Annotated in this window: 17 protein-coding genes; 3 read left to right on the top strand and 14 right to left on the bottom strand. The window is 58.3% G+C overall.

The features are described 5' to 3' along the window. Positions 1–25: 25 nt before the first annotated feature. The 9 genes from PSH64_RS15780 to PSH64_RS15740 all read right to left on the bottom strand — a co-directional run bounded on the left by PSH64_RS15780 (position 26) and on the right by PSH64_RS15740 (position 8,139). Positions 26–808, bottom strand: a complete 783-nt coding sequence (locus PSH64_RS15780; RefSeq protein ID WP_105344550.1) for a transporter substrate-binding domain-containing protein — start codon at positions 806–808, stop codon at positions 26–28. A gap of 290 nt (positions 809–1,098) precedes the next feature. Beyond that, positions 1,099–1,866, bottom strand: a complete 768-nt coding sequence (gene phnE, locus PSH64_RS15775) for a phosphonate ABC transporter, permease protein PhnE (protein WP_105344547.1) — start codon at positions 1,864–1,866, stop codon at positions 1,099–1,101. After that, positions 1,863–2,690 carry a phosphonate ABC transporter, permease protein PhnE gene (gene phnE / locus PSH64_RS15770; RefSeq protein ID WP_105344545.1) on the bottom strand — a complete coding sequence of 276 codons (828 nt, stop codon included), beginning with the start codon at positions 2,688–2,690 and terminating at the stop codon, positions 1,863–1,865. The genes phnE (PSH64_RS15775) and phnE (PSH64_RS15770) overlap by 4 nt, the downstream gene beginning before the upstream one ends. Then, a complete protein-coding gene (locus PSH64_RS15765) occupies positions 2,684–3,481 on the bottom strand; it encodes a phosphonate ABC transporter ATP-binding protein (RefSeq protein WP_305477770.1) in 798 nt (265 codons plus the stop codon). The genes phnE (PSH64_RS15770) and PSH64_RS15765 overlap by 7 nt, the downstream gene beginning before the upstream one ends. Then, positions 3,478–4,329 (bottom strand): putative selenate ABC transporter substrate-binding protein, encoded by an 852-nt coding sequence (locus PSH64_RS15760; RefSeq protein ID WP_105344540.1) that lies wholly within the window; start codon positions 4,327–4,329, stop codon positions 3,478–3,480. The genes PSH64_RS15765 and PSH64_RS15760 overlap by 4 nt, the downstream gene beginning before the upstream one ends. Positions 4,330–4,714: 385 nt before the next feature. After that, positions 4,715–5,713, bottom strand: coding sequence for an NADP-dependent oxidoreductase (locus PSH64_RS15755; protein WP_305477769.1), 999 nt, complete (start codon positions 5,711–5,713; stop codon positions 4,715–4,717). Between the two features lie 68 nt (positions 5,714–5,781). Next, positions 5,782–6,165 carry an alpha/beta fold hydrolase gene (locus PSH64_RS15750; RefSeq protein ID WP_370694445.1) on the bottom strand — a complete coding sequence of 128 codons (384 nt, stop codon included), beginning with the start codon at positions 6,163–6,165 and terminating at the stop codon, positions 5,782–5,784. A gap of 35 nt (positions 6,166–6,200) precedes the next feature. Further along, positions 6,201–6,986, bottom strand: coding sequence for an SDR family oxidoreductase (locus tag PSH64_RS15745; protein WP_305477768.1), 786 nt, complete (start codon positions 6,984–6,986; stop codon positions 6,201–6,203). A 52-nt stretch (positions 6,987–7,038) separates the two neighbouring features. Next, positions 7,039–8,139 carry an alkene reductase gene (locus tag PSH64_RS15740; RefSeq protein ID WP_105344531.1) on the bottom strand — a complete coding sequence of 367 codons (1,101 nt, stop codon included), beginning with the start codon at positions 8,137–8,139 and terminating at the stop codon, positions 7,039–7,041. A 149-nt stretch (positions 8,140–8,288) separates the two neighbouring features. On the opposite strand from PSH64_RS15740, the gene PSH64_RS15735 reads away from it, so the two are divergent. After that, positions 8,289–8,876, top strand: a complete 588-nt coding sequence (locus PSH64_RS15735; protein ID WP_305477767.1) for a TetR/AcrR family transcriptional regulator — start codon at positions 8,289–8,291, stop codon at positions 8,874–8,876. Positions 8,877–9,133: 257 nt separating this feature from the next. Then, positions 9,134–9,511, top strand: a complete 378-nt coding sequence (locus tag PSH64_RS15730; protein WP_305481166.1) for a c-type cytochrome — start codon at positions 9,134–9,136, stop codon at positions 9,509–9,511. A gap of 238 nt (positions 9,512–9,749) precedes the next feature. Here the strand turns inward: PSH64_RS15730 and PSH64_RS15725 are convergent, their stop codons facing one another. Both PSH64_RS15725 and PSH64_RS15720 read right to left on the bottom strand, forming a co-directional pair. Next, positions 9,750–10,391, bottom strand: a complete 642-nt coding sequence (locus PSH64_RS15725) for a DUF4157 domain-containing protein (protein WP_370694444.1) — start codon at positions 10,389–10,391, stop codon at positions 9,750–9,752. Between the two features lie 221 nt (positions 10,392–10,612). Beyond that, positions 10,613–11,566: a diiron oxygenase gene (locus PSH64_RS15720; protein ID WP_305477766.1), complete on the bottom strand. Its 954-nt coding sequence runs from the start codon at positions 11,564–11,566 to the stop codon at positions 10,613–10,615. 175 nt (positions 11,567–11,741) lie between these two features. Between PSH64_RS15720 and PSH64_RS15715 the strand changes: the two genes are divergently transcribed. Next, entirely contained in the window at positions 11,742–12,698 is a 957-nt protein-coding gene (locus PSH64_RS15715; protein WP_305477765.1) for an AraC family transcriptional regulator, read from the top strand. A gap of 186 nt (positions 12,699–12,884) precedes the next feature. On the opposite strand, the gene PSH64_RS15710 is transcribed toward PSH64_RS15715, so the two are convergent. The 3 genes from PSH64_RS15710 to PSH64_RS15700 form a co-directional block, all read right to left on the bottom strand. After that, complete coding sequence (locus PSH64_RS15710) at positions 12,885–13,754, bottom strand: GyrI-like domain-containing protein (RefSeq protein ID WP_305477764.1); 870 nt, start codon at positions 13,752–13,754, stop codon at positions 12,885–12,887. Positions 13,755–14,034: 280 nt separating this feature from the next. Next, a complete protein-coding gene (locus PSH64_RS15705; RefSeq protein ID WP_305477763.1) occupies positions 14,035–14,496 on the bottom strand; it encodes a hypothetical protein in 462 nt (153 codons plus the stop codon). A 229-nt stretch (positions 14,497–14,725) separates the two neighbouring features. Next, positions 14,726–16,102, bottom strand: coding sequence for a hypothetical protein (locus PSH64_RS15700; protein WP_305477762.1), 1,377 nt, complete (start codon positions 16,100–16,102; stop codon positions 14,726–14,728). Positions 16,103–16,411: the final 309 nt, after the last annotated feature.

Below are 16,411 nucleotides of genomic sequence, written 5' to 3'. Positions count from 1 at the left end.
CCATCCGGAAATGGGCGCAGGGTCATTATTTGTCGCTGTAGAGATTCAGATCGCCAAAGTGCTTCTGCTGGACAGCCGCATAGGTGCCATTGTCGTGCAGTGCCTTGATACCTTTGTTCAGCAAGGCCTGGAGCTCGACGTTGCCTTTGGCCAGACCCACGGCGGTCTTGGCTGGAAGGAGGGGGTTTTCGACCGGCTCGCTGACTTGGAAGTCGGCGCCTGGTGGCGACTTCAGGAAGCCCAGTTCGGCTTGCAGCATGTCCTGGATCGAGGCATCGAGGCGTCCGGAGATCAAGTCAGCGTACACCTGGTCCTGGTTGGCGTAGGCCTGGGTCTCTACCCCGGCCTTGTCCAGCACGGCCTTGGCGTAGGCTTCCTGGATGGTGCCTTGCTCGTAGCCGATTTTCTTGCCCTTGAGGGAGGCCGGATCGGTGCCGATGGCCGCGCCTTTCTTGAATACCAGCGCGGTCGGGCCAGAGAACAGCTCGTTCGAGAAATCGATGACTTTCTCACGCGCCGGCGTGACGGTCATGGAAGAGATCACGCCATCGAACTTGTTGGCCTTGAGGCCGGGAATCATGCCGTCGAAGTCGCTTTCAACCCACTTGCACTTGACCTTCAGCTCCGCGCAGATCGCGTTGCCCAAGTCGATGTCGAAGCCCACCAGGCCGCCGTCGGCGGCCTTGGATTCGAACGGCGCATATGAGGGGTCGACGCCAAAGCGCAACTCCTTGTACTCCTTGGCTAGCGCAGAACCGGCAGCCACACACAAAGCCAATGCAGAAAGAGTGAGAAATGCTTTTTTCATTATTTTATTCCCAGGGACCATCGAAAGCGCTTGTGCGCAAGAGCGCGTGTACTGCGTTGCGAAATGTCCTATGCACACGCAAGTACTTGTACAGACAAGCATATGCAATCACCCGGCCAATTCGCCGATTGGGTGTTTGAGAAAACGCGTACAGCGCTCTGGGATGGGCTTGGCAGGCAGGTGAACGCTGGGGGGAGGAAGCCTGCGGGGCTGTTACCTAAGCAGGTTTTTACACCCGGCTGGGGTATGCGGTAACAAAGTGTGGAATGAAGGGCGCCGACTTTCCTGGCTCAAGCCTTGACCCAACGCTGACGGCTCCAGCTACTCAATGTATCGACCGCCAACACCAGCAACAGCATCGCCAGAATCACCGTGCTGGCTTGAGCTTCCTGGAACAGGCTGAGGCTGACATAGAGCATTTGTCCCAAGCCACCGGCGCCGACGAAGCCGAGCACACTGGCCATGCGGATGTTGTTTTCCCAGCGGTACAGGATGTAGGCCAGCAGCTGTGGCAACAGGTTGGGCAGGGTGCCGTAACAGAACGCCCATATGGCATTGCCGCCTTGCAACCGGATGGCGTCGGCGGGTTCCGGCGGGGTGTTTTCCAGTGCTTCGGCGAACAGCCGGCCGAGCACGCCGGTGGTGTGCAGGGCCAAGGCCAGGGTGCCTGCGTTGGGGCCGAGCCCGGCGGCCAGGACCATCAGTGCGGCCCATACCAGTTCCGGCACGGCACGCAAGGCGTTGAGCACCAGACGCGACGCACTTTGCAGCGGCCAGCCGTAGCGTCCGGCCGCGGGCAATGCCAATAGCAGGCCGAACACCGCCGCGAGCAGGGTGCCAAGGGCGGACATGGCGATGGTTTCCAGCGCGCCGTGGACGATGGCTTGCAGATGGCCCGAGCTCAGGTCCGGGCTGAGAAAGCGCTGCGCATACGCGCCCATCTGGTGCAGGTTGCCGGTGCCGCCGAGCTCGCCGAGGTCGATGCGCAGGTAAATGAACGAGGCGATGATCGCGGCGCCGATGCACAGGAGCAGTACCAGGTTGAACAGACGATTCATGTCAGCCTCCAGCGCAGCAGGCGGCTGAGTTGATCGGCGAGCAGCACCAGGACGAGGAACGTCAGCAACAGACTCGCCACTTCACCGCCGGCGAACATGCGCAACGACAGATCCATTTGCTGGCCCAGGCCGCCGGCTCCGACGAAGCCCATCACCACCGAGGCGCGGATTGCGCATTCCCAGCGGTACACCGTGTATGACAGCAGCTCCGCCGCGACATTGGGCAGGATCCCATAGCAAAAGGCTGCGAACCGACCGCTGCCGGATTGCAGTAATGCATGGACCGGGCGTTGGTCGACCGACTCGAAAATTTCCGCGTAGACCTTGCCCAACATGCCGCTGTAGGTAATGGCAATGGCCAGTACCCCGGCCGTCGGGCCCAGGCCGACGGCGCGCACGAACAGCAGGGCCCAGACGATTTCCGGCACGCTGCGCAGAAAGATCAGCAGACCACGTACGGGCCAGCGCAGCAGTTGTCCCCAATAGCTCGGGTGGCCGGCACGGGACGCCGCAGACAGCGACAAGGCACGACTGGCGAGCAGGCTGGCGGGGACTGCCAACAGGAGTGCCAATGCCATTCCGGCCGTGGCGATGGCCAGGGTCTGCAGGGTAGCTTGCAACAACAGCTCTAGGAATTCTTCGCCATGGGCCGGTGGCCAAAAGGCTGAAACAAACCGGCCCATCTCGCTTTGACTGTCGCTTGCCAACAGGACACTGAGGTCCAACTCACTGAAGCGGATGCCCGGCCACAACAGGGCAAGGGCCAGCAGGCTGAGCAGTAAACGGGGGCGGGCGGCCGGGTCGCGGGTGTCAGACGTCAGCATCGGGGAATCTGCACACTCAAGGGCGCCGGAGGAACCGGCGAGGATTGCAGCTGCTCATTGGCGTAGAGCTTGTCGAGCAAGTCGCGGTCGACGGCGCCGGCCGGCAGGTCGAACAGGATCTGGCCATCACGCAGGCCGATGATGCGCGAAAAGTGCGCCAGGGCAAGCTCCACCGCATGCAGACTGGCGACCAGGGTCACGTTTTGTTCCCGGGCATGTCGACACAGGACCGAAAGCGTGTGCCCGGCCAACACCGGGTCCATGGCTGATACCGGTTCATCGGCCAGCAACACCTCGGGCGCCTGATACAACACCCGGGCAATGCCCACGCGCTGGAGCTGTCCACCGGACAGTTGCTGGCACTGCGCGAACAACTTGTCACTCAGGTCCAGCCTGGCCAAGGCCGCGCGTGCCCCCGGAATATCCAGCGGATGCAGCAGGTTCAGCAGGCTCTTGCCCAGCCCCCACTGACCCAGCTTGCCAGCCAGAACCGCAGTGACTACGCGCTGGCGCGGGGGCAGGGGGGGCGCCTGATGGATCAGCCCGATGCGAGCACGCAGCCGCTGCCGCTGCCGGGCAGAAAGCTGCCAGGCGTGCTCGCCGAGCACCTTTAGCTCGCCATTGCCTGGTCGCAGGGCGGTGGCCAGCAGGTTGAGCAGGGTCGACTTACCCGCGCCAGACGGGCCGATGATGGCGACCTGTTCGCGTGCACCGATGTGCAAGTCCACGCCACGCAGCGCGTGGACGCCGTTGGCGTGGGTAAGGCTGACCTGGGTCAGATGCAATGTCATTTGAGCAGTTCGGCGGCGCGTGCGGCTTCCTCGATACCCTTGTAGTTCTCGGGCTTGGTTTCGATGAAGCGGCTGGCGGCCTGCAGATCCAGAATCTCCTTGTCTCTCGGGTTCGCCGGATCGAGCGCAAGGAAGGCTGCCTTAATCTTGGCCGCCAGCGCCGGGTCGAGGGTTCCGCGCACCGTCCAGTTGTAGTCGAAGTAGGCCGGGGTGGTCGAAAACACTTTGACCTTGGTGGTATCGACCTTGCCGGCGGCGACCAGTTTGTCCCAAACGCTGGCGTTGAGCACCCCGGCGTCGACCTTGCCGGCCTGGACCCAGGCAACGGTGGCGTCATGGGCACCGGAATAGCCTACGCGACTGAAGTAGCTTTCCGGCTTGATGCCCTCCTTGAGCATGAAATAGCGCGGCATCAGACTGCCTGAAGTCGAGGACACCGAGCCAAAGGCAAAGGTCTTGCCCTTGAGATCGGCAAGGGACTTGACGGCTGGGTCAGCGGTAATGAATTTGCTGGTGAATTGGGCGTCCTGTTCTCGCTGCACCAGCGGAATGGCATTGCCGGTTTTCAAGCGTGCCTGCACGAACGTGAAGCCACCCAGCCAGGCCAGATCGATCCGGTCGGTGGCCAGCGCCTCGACCACGGCCGGATAGTCACTCACGGGTACGAACTCGACCTTCATGCCCAACTGTTGCTCCAGATAGGCGCCAAGTGGCTTGAACTTGCGCAGCAGTTCAGTGGGGGCTTCATCGGGAATCGCGCTGACTTTCAGGGTGTCGGCGGCTTGCGTCAACAGGGTGCAAACAGACAGGGTCAAGCCGACGGCCATTGCCAGGGTACGCTTGAGCATGGAAAGTTCTCCGGTACTAAGAATGTCGAAGCGCCTGGCACAAACCGAGGGGTGCATGGCGCTTTGTGAGGGTAGACGAAAAGGAGCGATATTGACTGCTTTTGGCTCAATTGCAACTTGTCGTGAAGGGGCAAATGGCTTTATGGCCGATTGCTGCCCCCACCGAATGGCAGGAAGCAGATTACTGTCTGTCACCGCGGGTGAAAATCGCCCCAAAACGGTCGGTCGCGCAATTGCCCGTCGGGCATCAAGCAATAGTCAGCTTTGGGTCGTTGCAGCTCTTCCTGTTTCTGCAACTCTGGCGAAGTCACCCCGGATGATGACTGCTGAAGCGGCAAACGTTGCGCAGCCTCTGCTGCGCTCGACTCATCGATAGGCACAGTAGTCATTTGATAGTAACAACGACCTTGCCCTTGGCTCGTCCCTGCTCGACGTACTTCAATGCCTCTGCCGTTGATTCAAAGGTGAAGGAGCGGTCAACCACAGGTTTGATGATTCCGGCCTCAACGAGCGCGGTGATTTGTTGCAGTTGGGTGCCGTTGGCCCGCATGAACACGAACGCATAGCTGACGTCCTGCTTGCGTGCCTTGCGCCGAATACCCAAGCTCAGCAGGCGCATGACTTGCTTCAATGGCCAGGACAACCCTTGCTCCTGCGCGAACTGCGCAGTGGGAGGCCCCGAGATGGAAATGAGTTGGCCACCGGGCTTGAGGACCTTGAGTGACTTCTCCAGCACATCCGCGCCGAGGCTGTTCAACACCACGTCGTAGTCGTGCAAGACACTTTCGAAGTTCTGCTGTGTGTAGTCGATCACCAGATCGGCCCCCAGCGCCTTCACCCATTCGACATTCGCGGTGCTGGTGGTGGTCGCGACAAAGGCGCCGAGGTGTTTGGCAAGTTGGATGGCGAGGGTGCCGACACCGCCGGAGCCAGCGTGGATCAGCACTTTCTGACCCTTTTTCAGTTGGGCGGTTTCGACCAGCACTTGCCAGGCGGTCAGTCCGACCAAGGGGATGGACGCGGCCTGTGCCATGTTGGTATTGGCAGGTTTCAGGGCGATCGCGTTTTCGTTCACCGCGATCAATTGGGCGAACGTCCCGATCCGCGCTTCGGGCGGGCGAGCGTAGACTTCATCTCCCGGTTTGAACCGTTTCACCTGCGAGCCGACCTCAACCACGACGCCCGCCAGGTCATTGCCCAGTATCAACGGAAATGAATAGGGCAGGATCAGTTTGAATTCGCCTTTGCGGATCTTCGAATCCAGCAGATTGACGCTGCTGGCATGTACCTCAATCAAGACGTCTTGGGCGCCCACCGCGGGGGCGGCGGCCTCGCCAATGCGCCCGGTGTTCTTGCCATAGCGATCAATTAGAAATGCCTTCATCGTGGTGCGGCTCTTGTCGGTTGGAATGAGGGTGGGCGGAGCGTTTGCGGCGTTGAGGCGCCGCGTTGTCAGGCATCAAGGAACGCCCGTGCCTTGGTCACGAAGTCAATGTAGTGCTGGAAAATGCCGCCGTGCCCGGCGTCTTCATAAATAACCAATTGTGCGTTGGGGATGCGGTTGGCCAGCGCAGTCGAGTTAACGCTGGACACCATGATGTCGTTGTCGTTGTCGCCGTTGACGATCAGCGTCGGTGTCCGCAAGCGCCCGAGGTTTTGGGGCGCCTGTTTGCCCCACGCGGTGATGGCTTTCAATTGCCGGAGAAAAGCGCTGGGCGTTGGGCCTTTGTCCCGATTTTTTTTGCGTTCTTTCAGGCGTTGCAAATACTGTGAGGCGGATTCATTTCTACTCCGAACAGCGGGCCGGATTCGATGCAGTGCCTTGCCTGCCTGCATCGAATCCGGAGCGGGTGCTCGCTACCAAAAGATCACTATTGGGTTTGGTAGCGCTGGGCAACCGCAGACTGGCGGATTTGCTGCAGCAGTCCCTGACGTGCGGTCTGCAGGCCATCCCAGCGTTCAGCTTCGTGCAGCGGCGGGATGGTCACCGGTTCACGACGATCAAAGCCGACCAGTGCGGCATCCACCAGATCACCCACTTCCATGATTTCGCTCAAGGTGTTGATGTCGACGCCGGAGCGATCCCAGATCTCCGTGCGGGTGGCGGCGGGCAGCACGGCCTGCACGTAGACGCCCTGAGGCGAAAGTTCCAGGCTCAGGCCCTGGGAAAGGAACAGCACGAACGCCTTGGTCGCACCGTAGACCGTCATACCGAACTCTGGCGCCAGACCCACCACCGAACCGATGTTGATGATCGCGCCGTCGCCTGCCTTGGCCAGGCGTGGGGCGATGGCGCTGGCGAGCCGCACCAGCGCCGTGGTGTTGAGGGCGACCAGTTGCGCAACGCTGTCGGTGCTTTGGTCGATGAAATTACCGGACAGCGCGGCGCCGGCGTTATTGACGAGGATGCCGATACGGGCGTCGTCGCGCAGGCGGGCTTCAACGGTTGTCAGATCGCCGAGTTGGGTCAGGTCCGCCGGAATGACATCGATGGCGATGTCGTGTTCGCTGCGCAGCCGGGCTGCAAGTGCGTCCAGGCGTGCCTGGTCGCGGGCAACCAGTACGAGATCATGGCCGCGTTGCGCGAAGCGCTCGGCGTAGACGGCGCCAATACCGGTGGAGGCGCCAGTGATGAGAACAGTAGGGCGAGTGCTCATGGGGTATCTCTCTTTCAGGATGTGAGAAACAGAAAGCGCGATCACTGATGGCTCAGCTTGCGATAGCGCTCGATTCAGCCAGCGTCGGGTAGTCGATGTAGCCAGCCGCACCGCCGCCATAGAGGGTGGCGGGATTGAACGCGGACAACGGCGCGCCACGTTTGAAGCGCTCCACCAGATCCGGATTGCCGATGAACGGGCGACCAAATGCGATCAGATCAGCCTGGTCTTCGGCGAGCCGCGAAGTCGCCAGGTCCAGGTCATAGCCGTTGTTGGCGATGTAGGTATGTTTGAAGCGCTGGCGCAGGGCACCGAAATCGAATGGCGCCACGTCACGCGGGCCGCCGGTCGCGCCTTCGACCATGTGCAGATAAACGACGCCGAGGGCGTCGAGTTGATCGATCACGTAATTGAATTGCGCCTGCGGATCACTGCTGGAAACGCCATTGGCCGGCGACACCGGCGACAAGCGCACACCGGTGCGATCCGCGCCGATTTCCTTGATGACGGCCGTCGTCACTTCGAGCAATAGACGCGCACGATTTTCGATCGAACCGCCGTACGCATCGGTGCGCAAGTTGGCGCTGTCCTTGAGGAATTGATCCAGCAAATAGCCATTCGCGCCGTGAATTTCTACGCCATCGAACCCGGCGGCAATAGCGTTTGCCGCGGCCTGGCGGAAATCGGAGACGATCCCCGGAAGTTCGCTGATGTCCAGTGCGCGCGGCTCGGAGGCATCTTCAAAGCGGTTGTTGACGAACACTTTGGTGGCGGCGCGCAGCGCAGAAGGGGCCACGGGAGCGGCGCCGTTTTCTTGCAGATCAACGTGCGACACACGACCGACATGCCACAGTTGCAGGAAGATTTTTCCGCCCTTGGTGTGGACGGCATCGGTCACTGTGCGCCAGCCATCTATCTGCGCCTGCGTGTAGATCCCGGGGGTGTCCTGATAGCCCTGGCCCTGTTGGGAAATCTGCGTGGCTTCACTGATCAGCAAGCCTGCGCTAGCGCGTTGGCTGTAATAGGTGGCCGCGAACTCGCTGGGTACAAAGCCTTCGCCTGCGCGGTTGCGCGTCAGCGGCGCGAGGACAACACGGTTCGACAGAGTGAGGGCGCCAAGCGTGTAAGGGGTGAACAGATTCTGGTCGGTCATCTGATATTTCTTCCGTGCCCGTTGATGGAGGTCGGTTGTGCGTGCAATTAGGATGATGATCGAAATCTAAACTGTCAACGGTTTTGATTATGACCAGCATCTATGTATTATTGGGCGCATGATTTCCCAGCGGACACGAGGTATTGCACGTGAGAGTGACCAAGGCCCAGGCGCAGGCCAATCGAGAGCACATCGTCGAGACGGCCTCTGAGCTATTCCGTGAGCGCGGTTTTGACGGCGTCGGTGTGGCGGACCTCATGGCGGCTGCCGGTTTCACCCACGGAGGCTTCTACAAGCACTTCGGGTCGAAGGCCGACCTGATGGCCGAAGCCTCGGCCTGCAGTCTTGCCAAATCGCTGACAGGCGCCCAAGCGCTCGATGTTCCGGGCTTCATCAACGTCTATGTGACCCGAGAACATCGGGACGGACGTGGCAGCGGTTGCACCATGGCCGCGTTGTGCGGCGACGCGGCGCGCCAATCGGACGATGTGAAAGCGACGTTTGCCGAAGGGATCGAGCACATCCTGCAAACCCTCGGGGACAAATATCCGACAGGGACAGATGCCGCGCCGGGTGAGGGGAGAAGGAAAATGATCGACCTGTTGTCTCGTGCTGTCGGCGCGATTATTTTGTCGCGCGCCTGCCCGGATGATTCCGCGTTGGCGGACGAGATCCTTGAGGTGTGCCGCGCTGAGATGATTGCTTCGTTGCCGGTCGATGAGAGCGAGGCGGTGTAGAAGGGCGGCTCATTCAAAGCGTGGTTTTCGGTAGAACTTCGGATTTTGATGCTCGGACCAGAAAATCAACTTTGGGCCGACTGCGGCGGTTCACGGATGGCGGTTTTCGGCCAGCAGCGGTCAGCGGGATGCGCCTGGAAAACGAGTTGATTCAATGGGCATCAGAAATGACAGTGTGTGCCGACACGATAGCTGATATCTTTCCCGCGCCAAATCGTGTCCAGTCGACGCTGACCCCATCAAGGAAGATAAGAACAATGAAGATATTATTCATTGCTTCGCTAGGAATTTTATCGCTAATTCAAGCATCACTATCCTTCGCGGATAATGTTAATGGAAAAAATCTTTATTTACAGCGATGCACCATGTGCCACGGTGTAGATCTCAAAGCAACAGGGCCATTGGCTAATAAAAGCAATCCTCCTACACCTGATCTAACAACATCCGCTTTCAAAAAACGATTAAATGATTATCCGGGCGTAATTGTATCGTCGATAATACTTCGTCCAAATGGAGGCTTGATTCCAAAAACTTTGCGTGAGAATGGTGTAAAGCTATCGCCGTACGCTTGGAGGATTAATGATCTGCGAGATTTAAATCAATACATGGGGGGTATAATTTTAAAAAATCGATGATTTTTGAGAAGAGAAGTAGGCACAGAAATTAAAAGCCATTTCAGATTTGAGGGCTTGTGGGGCAATGCCGTGAGTCAGTCGATCACTCGCAAGCCATGCTCAATGAAGTGGCAAGGCAGCTAAATAGCCGCCTTTAATAACTGCTTTATTTTTACGACGATTTATGTTTTTAACTCGGTTTGTAAGTTCTTGAATGGTATCAGCTTAAGCTGTTGGGCCAGATTCCTGTGGTGCGTACTTAGTGCATAACGTTGGAAGTGGGATGTCGAGGAGGTTCTGACTGGGCCACGCTGGCTCTTAGCGCTCTGGCTACCTTGGTTTGAATCTCGTACGCAGGCGCCTCGACGGCTGTGTAATCACGGGTATAGCGAGTGGAAAACTCCCGAACCCCCCATTGCTGGTACTGCTGCACATGCTTCAATTCATGCGCCCACAGCGCGACATTGTTAAGTGCATCATCGGCACTGCGAAAGACGATGATGTCTATCAGGGTGACTGCAGTGACATCGGGGTTCTGCAGCATGGTGTTCGCGGCGTTCAGCTCCACATCATCGCCCACCTTGTAGCGAGCCGAATCAAGCACTTGAATGTCATAGTAGGGTTCGAGTTGGGCTCGGATATTTAGCGGGATTGTCCGAATATCGCCAGTTGCCGCGGTGTTGCGCGATTGCACGATCCAACTCTGTAATCCAGTGGAAGCCATTTGGCTCATGTTTTCAAAAATCGGCCCCATTTCCTCTTTGGAGCCTGGAGCACAAAAACAAGTGACCACGCAGACTTCGTACTGCCCTTTTGGGCAGGCGTAAACAGAGAACGAAGTGCCAACGGAAAAGAGCAGTACCGATAACCGGAACATTTGACGCAAAAAGACAGCGGACACTTGGTTCTCCCAGAGGTAGTGGCGGTCGGCAGGTGATGCTTCTGGTAGCTCGCACCTGGTGTTCAACCGCGCGTTGGACCGTTGCGGCCACCGTTTGTTGCCCCCAGGCCCACAGCTTTTTCAGGCCATCTCCCACATTACCTGAAAGGCCGCGCTTGGCCGTTTCTACCCGTCGCGTTCACAGCCGCGCGGCCGACAAACGGTCGGTCGCGCGCTGTCGATCAATTGCTCATGATGGGGGCCAGTGCGGTCTGAATCCTGGACATCTGTGCTGGCGTTGTCATGCGCGTCAGCAGCCGGCCAAAGTGTGGATGCTGCACGCCCGAGATAATGTACTGCCAGCGATAGGCGCTCAGCACGCAGGCATGGATTTGCGCTGTCTCATCGACACTGAACGGTCTTGAGACACTTCTAATAAAGTAGTCGGCATCGGATGCCGATTGTGCCTGCAGGATTGCATCTACGGCCGCCACCAGCGCAATCAGATCGTTCACTGCCTGGTCGCACTCGGCTGGCGACAGTTTCGCATGCTCCGCCTTCCACTCCAGTTCATCGAGTACCACGTGCCGGCTTTCATCCTTCCAGTGAAATTTGAAGACATCCTTGAATAGGGGGCACAACTCCTCGCGCGGTGCGATGCTTTGTGTGTAGTGCGCCTGAACAAACAGCTCGATATGACAGGTCAGCGCCAGTACCGACCAAGTGCTGGCAGCAAGTACCGCACGTGCCACATCGTTTGGATCGGCAACTTGACGATATCCCGCTGGCAATTGCGAACCCATCATCGTCTCCATGCGCCGGAATAACTCCTGGTGCTTGATCTCGTCGTTGGAAAAGCGCACCAGCGCTTCGAGTGCGAGCTGGTCGTCAAATACATGGGCTCGACCTTGATCGAGCATTTTGGCACTGATAAAGCGCTCGACCAGGCCAAAGATATACGCATAGGTTCGGCCCTGAATCTGACTGAGCAGGCGTGCCTCGGCCTCGGCGAGAAAGGTCAGGCGGTCGATCTGCGAGAGTCCATCGGGCAAGAATTTGCGCGAGAAGTCGAAACTCCGGTCCTGTAGCAAATCGCGATCAATCTGCCATTCGGTTTTTTTCGATGATCTGACCATTTGAGCATAACGGGCGGCGTTGCCCGACTCTGAGCCGGGTAGGGTAGCGACGGTGTTCATATAGATCTCCTGCTGCCTTGGTCGTGTTGGAACGGGGCAATTACGGTTGACGTCGGAGCCAATGACCATCGATCTCTGAGTCCGCGTTGGTGCTAATCTAGGCGTCGCAGTTCAGGCGGTGAATGACCGATGCGCCTGAATACCTGCTCCGGAGTCCGGAAAAGAGGACGGGCAAGTGTTGGATGCGCTTTCTGATGTCTTGCGTGTGATCAGGCTGTCTGGAGGGGTCTTCCTCGAGGCGGAACTCACTGCGCCCTGGTGCATCAACGGCAGAATCTCGGCGGATGATTGCAAACCGTTCCTGGCGGCACCTCGACATATCATTGCGTCGCATTTTGTCGCCGCGGGGCACATGCAAATTCGAATAGACGGTGGTGCCACCCTCGACGTGGGGGCAGGCGAACTCGTTCTGCTTCCTCGCAACGACGCTCATTCTTTTGGCAGTGACCTGAGCATTGCGCCCATGCCGGCGAGGGAAGTCATACAGCCGCCAGAAGTCGGCGGCATTTCACACATCAAGTATGGCGGGGGCGGCGAGGTGACGCAGTTATTGTGCGGATTCCTCGGCTCAGAAACACCCTTCAGTCCGTTGCTTTCGTCGCTGCCATCCTTATTGAAACTGGACCTGCGCGCGACAGCTTCGGGTACCTGGATCGAAAGCTCATTCCGTTTTGCCGTGAGTGAAATCGCGGCGGGACGCGTGGGCTCGACAACGGTCATCGCCAAGCTATCCGAATTGCTATTCGTCGAAGCCGTCAGCCAGTATGTCGCAAGCCTTCCCGCTGAGCGGCGCGGGTGGCTGGCGGGGTTGCGAGACCCGCATATCGGGCGCGCACTGGCGCTACTCCATGCTCGTCCTACCGAGGGCTGGACTGCAGAAGCCCTGGCGCTTGAAGTGGGCATGTCGCGCTCGGTGTTCGCGGAGCGATTCACGGCATTGGTTGGACAGCCACCGATGCAATACCTGACGCTCTGGCGTATGCACGTGGCGGCTCAACACCTGCGCGAAGGTCGCGGCAATGTGGCGCAAATCGGCTTTGCAGTTGGCTACGAGTCCGAAGCCGCGTTCAGTCGCGCATTCAAACGCCAGTTCGGCACGTCACCCGGCACCTGGCGCAGACAATCGGCATGAGAAGTTCCTTGCATGCCGCTACGTGAATTCTGAGTCCGGAAGCTTCTGGCAAACGTAAAGATTTCAAACTTAGACTCGTACTTTTCTGCCGCGCGAACCATGATCGACTGTTACCTGTTGCGATAAGGCTGCAACCCTGAGCGGACACTCGTCAATGTCCGTCAGGGGCGAAAGCTGCTTGTTCCGCTATTGCAGCGGAACATACACATCAGTTTGCCATTGATCCTGCGGTGTCTCGGGGTAGACGCTCAGGTAATTGAAGAATAGCGGGTGGTCACGAAGTTCCTCTCCACTGGCAGGAAGCCAGTCGCGGTAAATCGGGTAGATCGTTTCGCCGATGTGATCCGGTGATCCCGTATGTCGCACCACGACGCAGCGACCGCCAGGAATGACGATCTCGTGCACACCAAACTCATTCGACGCCACGGCCTCGTGAATCTCGCCGCAGATTGCGAAGCGGAATGCTTGTGCAGGTGTCGTGTCGGGGTTGCTATAGGGAATGCCAAAGGTGCGACTCGATGCCACCGGCGACTGTCCGCTCTGCATACGCCACTCAATGAACCTGCGCACGCTCTCATTGACGAGCCCGGGTGGTCCGCAGTGCTCAAGCGCTGCGACCCTGATTTCAGGGAATTCCACGATTCGTACTTGCATGATGATAGTCCTGGAAAAGTGAGGGATTGCGAATACCGCATTCCAGACCTGCCAGTTCGGTTCCTTCCTGAACGCACTCGGCGTCATGCCGAACGCCCGCCTGAACGCCCTGCAAAATGCCTCGGGGCTTTCAAAGCCGGCACCGAGTGCGGCATCCAGTACCGAGTGATCAGCGAGGGCGGCCAGGCGATGTGCCGCGCGTCTTAGCCGCATCAGTTGCACATAACGTGAGACAGGCACTCCTGCGAACGCGCTGAATTGTCGATGGAAGTGAAACACCGAAAAGTTCGCCACGTGGCTCAACGTCTTCACCGACAGGTCACCTTCGAGATTGGCATCAATGTAGGCGAGTACCGCGTTGAAGCGTTTTGTGTAAGCGAAGTTGCTCGGCATGTCAGACACTGGGAATAGGCTCCTGGAAGTACGGTCGGCAATAGAATCGACTATAGCGGCGTGAACGTACCTAGCCGCGTTTGCTCAAGGTACGTTTTGGGTTGGCCGATGCGATCTCTTCCAGGGCGATGTAAAGGTCGGGGTTGGATCCACAACCCAAAGCTGTCGTTCACTGCCTGCAAATGGCGACCAGAAAGTGCCGGAGTGTGTGGTTTTTTTTATGAGGGGGGTATGAAGCGAGGGCAGTGATGCCCTCCCTATGCGTTTGCGCAACTGTCGTGGGACTCTGTCAGTGCACGCGGGTACTCACTACCTCACCGGTGGCTGCATCCTCCAGCCATACTTCAAGCCGATTGAGGCCCACGTACTTTGAGCGTGCCATTATTTTCTGGCCCGGTTTTCCGTCGAACTTCAGATTCGCAAACAGAAAGTAGCGGGGCAGCCGGTATTCCAGTTGGATGGTATAGATGCCTGGCTTCAACACAGCGCGCTGCGGGGAGTCGTTCTTGTAGTAGTACGTGGAGAACGGGATGTTGCCGACTTTGTCATCGTTGATCCTTATGATGTTCAGGTCCGGCTGGAGATCGGCAAAGTGACGCTGGGCCCTGCCCGCATAAGTATCGGTTTCGACCACGGTATAACGCGACTCGTCACCCATCGTAGCGGGATCGACGTTGGAGTACGCGGGCATTTCCGCACAACCGTGCAGGCACAGCAGTGCGATGAAAAACGGCAGGAAGATCTTTTTCATCAATAGAACCTATTATCACCCAAAAAAGTTATAGGCCTTTGGCGTGTCCGACGTGGGCAAACCGTCCAGACGTTATTGCCCAATACCTGCTAAACCCGGGATAGCGCGCATCCAGTTGCTATACATCGCTCGTTCGACGTCGCCAGCGCGCCAAGGGTAAGCTTTGCAGCGGCCGAACTTCAGGCCGCAATCGACCCAAAGCAGGCCCTTATGCAGTCGTGATTGCGCATTATTCAGCCGCCCTGAGCGTGTTGATCTGGACGATGAGTTTAGAAATATCGGCGGTTTCCACGAACAGGTCATAGGCCTCTAGATAGAGGTATTCGTTACTTGTCTGCAGGGCATTATTGGTGACGCAAGTAACCTTGCGGGCCATGCCTTGTAGTGATGCGACTGTTTGTGTGGCAGGAAGGGACTCACCAACCGAACACTCAAATTTCTGCACGAATGGTTTGCCCGTGCTCTGAGTGAAGTGTTTGTTGTAAATGATAACGCTCCCAGGTTTGAGTTTTTGCCAATCGCCATCCAGGTCGATGTTCGTGAGGATGCTTTGCTGGTTGGATTTGCCGGCGAGCTCAGTGCTGCTTGTCGCGGCGAGTTCGATCAGCCCGCGCCAGCGCAGGCTCACACGCTGGCTGCCTAGCGCTCCCGTCGCTTGCTCGCGCCAAATGCCGCGGGCCGGGCCTGATTGCAAATACACGTCCATTGGATGGTCGTTGAGCACGGCACGCGGCACGAGCGGGGAGCTGGCGTTGTAGGTGAATTGCAAATGGCTGAGCGTGTGGGTAGGTTGGCCCTGAGGCAGGGCGCTGACCTGTGCCAACAATGTCGCCGGTAGCTCCGGTGTACGCATATCCGGCGGTAATTTTTGCCGAGTGACTGGTGTAGCGAGTTTCGCCAGGGTGGCGGGCTCGGCGCATACGGCGCCAATTAGCCTGGCACGTTGCGCAGTGTCCAATGCACTGCCAATTGGCTGAACGGGCGGCGGCAGCAAAATCGGATCGCCTAAACGATAAGCCTGGCGGGTGCTGGCCTGACGGGTCGCACAGTCCACCTCGACACGCTCGAACTGGCGGCCGTAGGGCTTCCCTTCGCTTTCGTCCAGACGGATGCGCCTGAAGTCGATGGCCGCCCAGATCGAACGTCGGGTATTCACGATGCCCAGGGTGCCCGGGTCCAATAACAAGAGGTCTTCACTGTCACCGGGAAGCTGCTTCCAAACGCTGTCTCGGACCGCTTGGCACATCTGCTGAGCGATGTTCCGCGCCGTGTCTGCTGGCAGAACGTAAGGACTGCTCCACCTCTTTGCTTGTCGATAATCCATGGCTAATGTCAACGAACCGCAGGTCGCGAAAAGCCGGGCCTGGGTAGCTGGCTCGGTGCCTTCTGCCGGTACGTCAAGCGTCAGCACTGCAGTTTGGTCGAGTCTGAAAGTGCTATCCAACGGCAGCGGCCGGGATTGTACTCGGGTCGCCATGGCTCGATTTTTTGCCTGCTGCTCGGCAGCCTCGCGCTTATAGTAGTTGGCCATCCCGTTGCCTTGCAGGGCACAACCCGCGAGGGTCACTGCGATGGCGACACCCGCCAGGCGAAATAGAAGATTCACTGCAAACAGCTCCTTGGCGCACCTGGAATTCATCGTGATAACAGGTGCATCTTGTGGGGTTATCGAGGCTTTGACGTTGTTGCGGCGTGGTCGAGACAGTGGCCGTGGTAGTCGAAGGCCAAGAAATATCGAGGGGGCGGTCCTTCGTCGGCATCTGAGTATCGAGTTCATTTGAATCGGCTTGACCATCAAAATCTTTAGGAAGGGGAGAGGGCGAGGCTCGAAAGAGACTTCTCCATCCTCTTTTTCTCGAGCGGGCAGCAATCGCCCTCAGGCAGTTATCGAGAAGAGATCCAATAGGGATACGCT

It is taken from the genome of Pseudomonas sp. FP1742, from assembly GCF_030687145.1.
Taxonomy (GTDB): domain Bacteria; phylum Pseudomonadota; class Gammaproteobacteria; order Pseudomonadales; family Pseudomonadaceae; genus Aquipseudomonas; species Aquipseudomonas frederiksbergensis_D.
The sequence above is the reverse complement of the archived record's forward strand: the minus strand, read 5'-3'. Positions and strand labels throughout refer to the sequence as shown.

Excerpts from the sequence above, each read along its gene's own strand:
- PSH64_RS15765 (WP_305477770.1), bottom strand. The coding sequence starts at position 3,481 with ATGACATTGCATCTGACCCAGGTCAGCCTTACCCACGCCAACGGCGTC.
- PSH64_RS15740 (WP_105344531.1), bottom strand. The coding sequence starts at position 8,139 with ATGACCGACCAGAATCTGTTCACCCCTTACACGCTTGGCGCCCTCACT.
- PSH64_RS15755 (WP_305477769.1), bottom strand. The coding sequence starts at position 5,713 with ATGAAGGCATTTCTAATTGATCGCTATGGCAAGAACACCGGGCGCATT.
- PSH64_RS15705 (WP_305477763.1), bottom strand. The coding sequence starts at position 14,496 with ATGAAAAAGATCTTCCTGCCGTTTTTCATCGCACTGCTGTGCCTGCAC.
- phnE (WP_105344547.1), bottom strand. The coding sequence starts at position 1,866 with ATGAATCGTCTGTTCAACCTGGTACTGCTCCTGTGCATCGGCGCCGCG.
- PSH64_RS15760 (WP_105344540.1), bottom strand. The coding sequence starts at position 4,329 with ATGCTCAAGCGTACCCTGGCAATGGCCGTCGGCTTGACCCTGTCTGTT.
- PSH64_RS15730 (WP_305481166.1), top strand. The coding sequence starts at position 9,134 with ATGAAGATATTATTCATTGCTTCGCTAGGAATTTTATCGCTAATTCAA.
- PSH64_RS15720 (WP_305477766.1), bottom strand. The coding sequence starts at position 11,566 with ATGAACACCGTCGCTACCCTACCCGGCTCAGAGTCGGGCAACGCCGCC.
- PSH64_RS15750 (WP_370694445.1), bottom strand. The coding sequence starts at position 6,165 with ATGCAGGCAGGCAAGGCACTGCATCGAATCCGGCCCGCTGTTCGGAGT.
- PSH64_RS15780 (WP_105344550.1), bottom strand. The coding sequence starts at position 808 with ATGAAAAAAGCATTTCTCACTCTTTCTGCATTGGCTTTGTGTGTGGCT.
- PSH64_RS15745 (WP_305477768.1), bottom strand. The coding sequence starts at position 6,986 with ATGAGCACTCGCCCTACTGTTCTCATCACTGGCGCCTCCACCGGTATT.
- phnE (WP_105344545.1), bottom strand. The coding sequence starts at position 2,690 with ATGCTGACGTCTGACACCCGCGACCCGGCCGCCCGCCCCCGTTTACTG.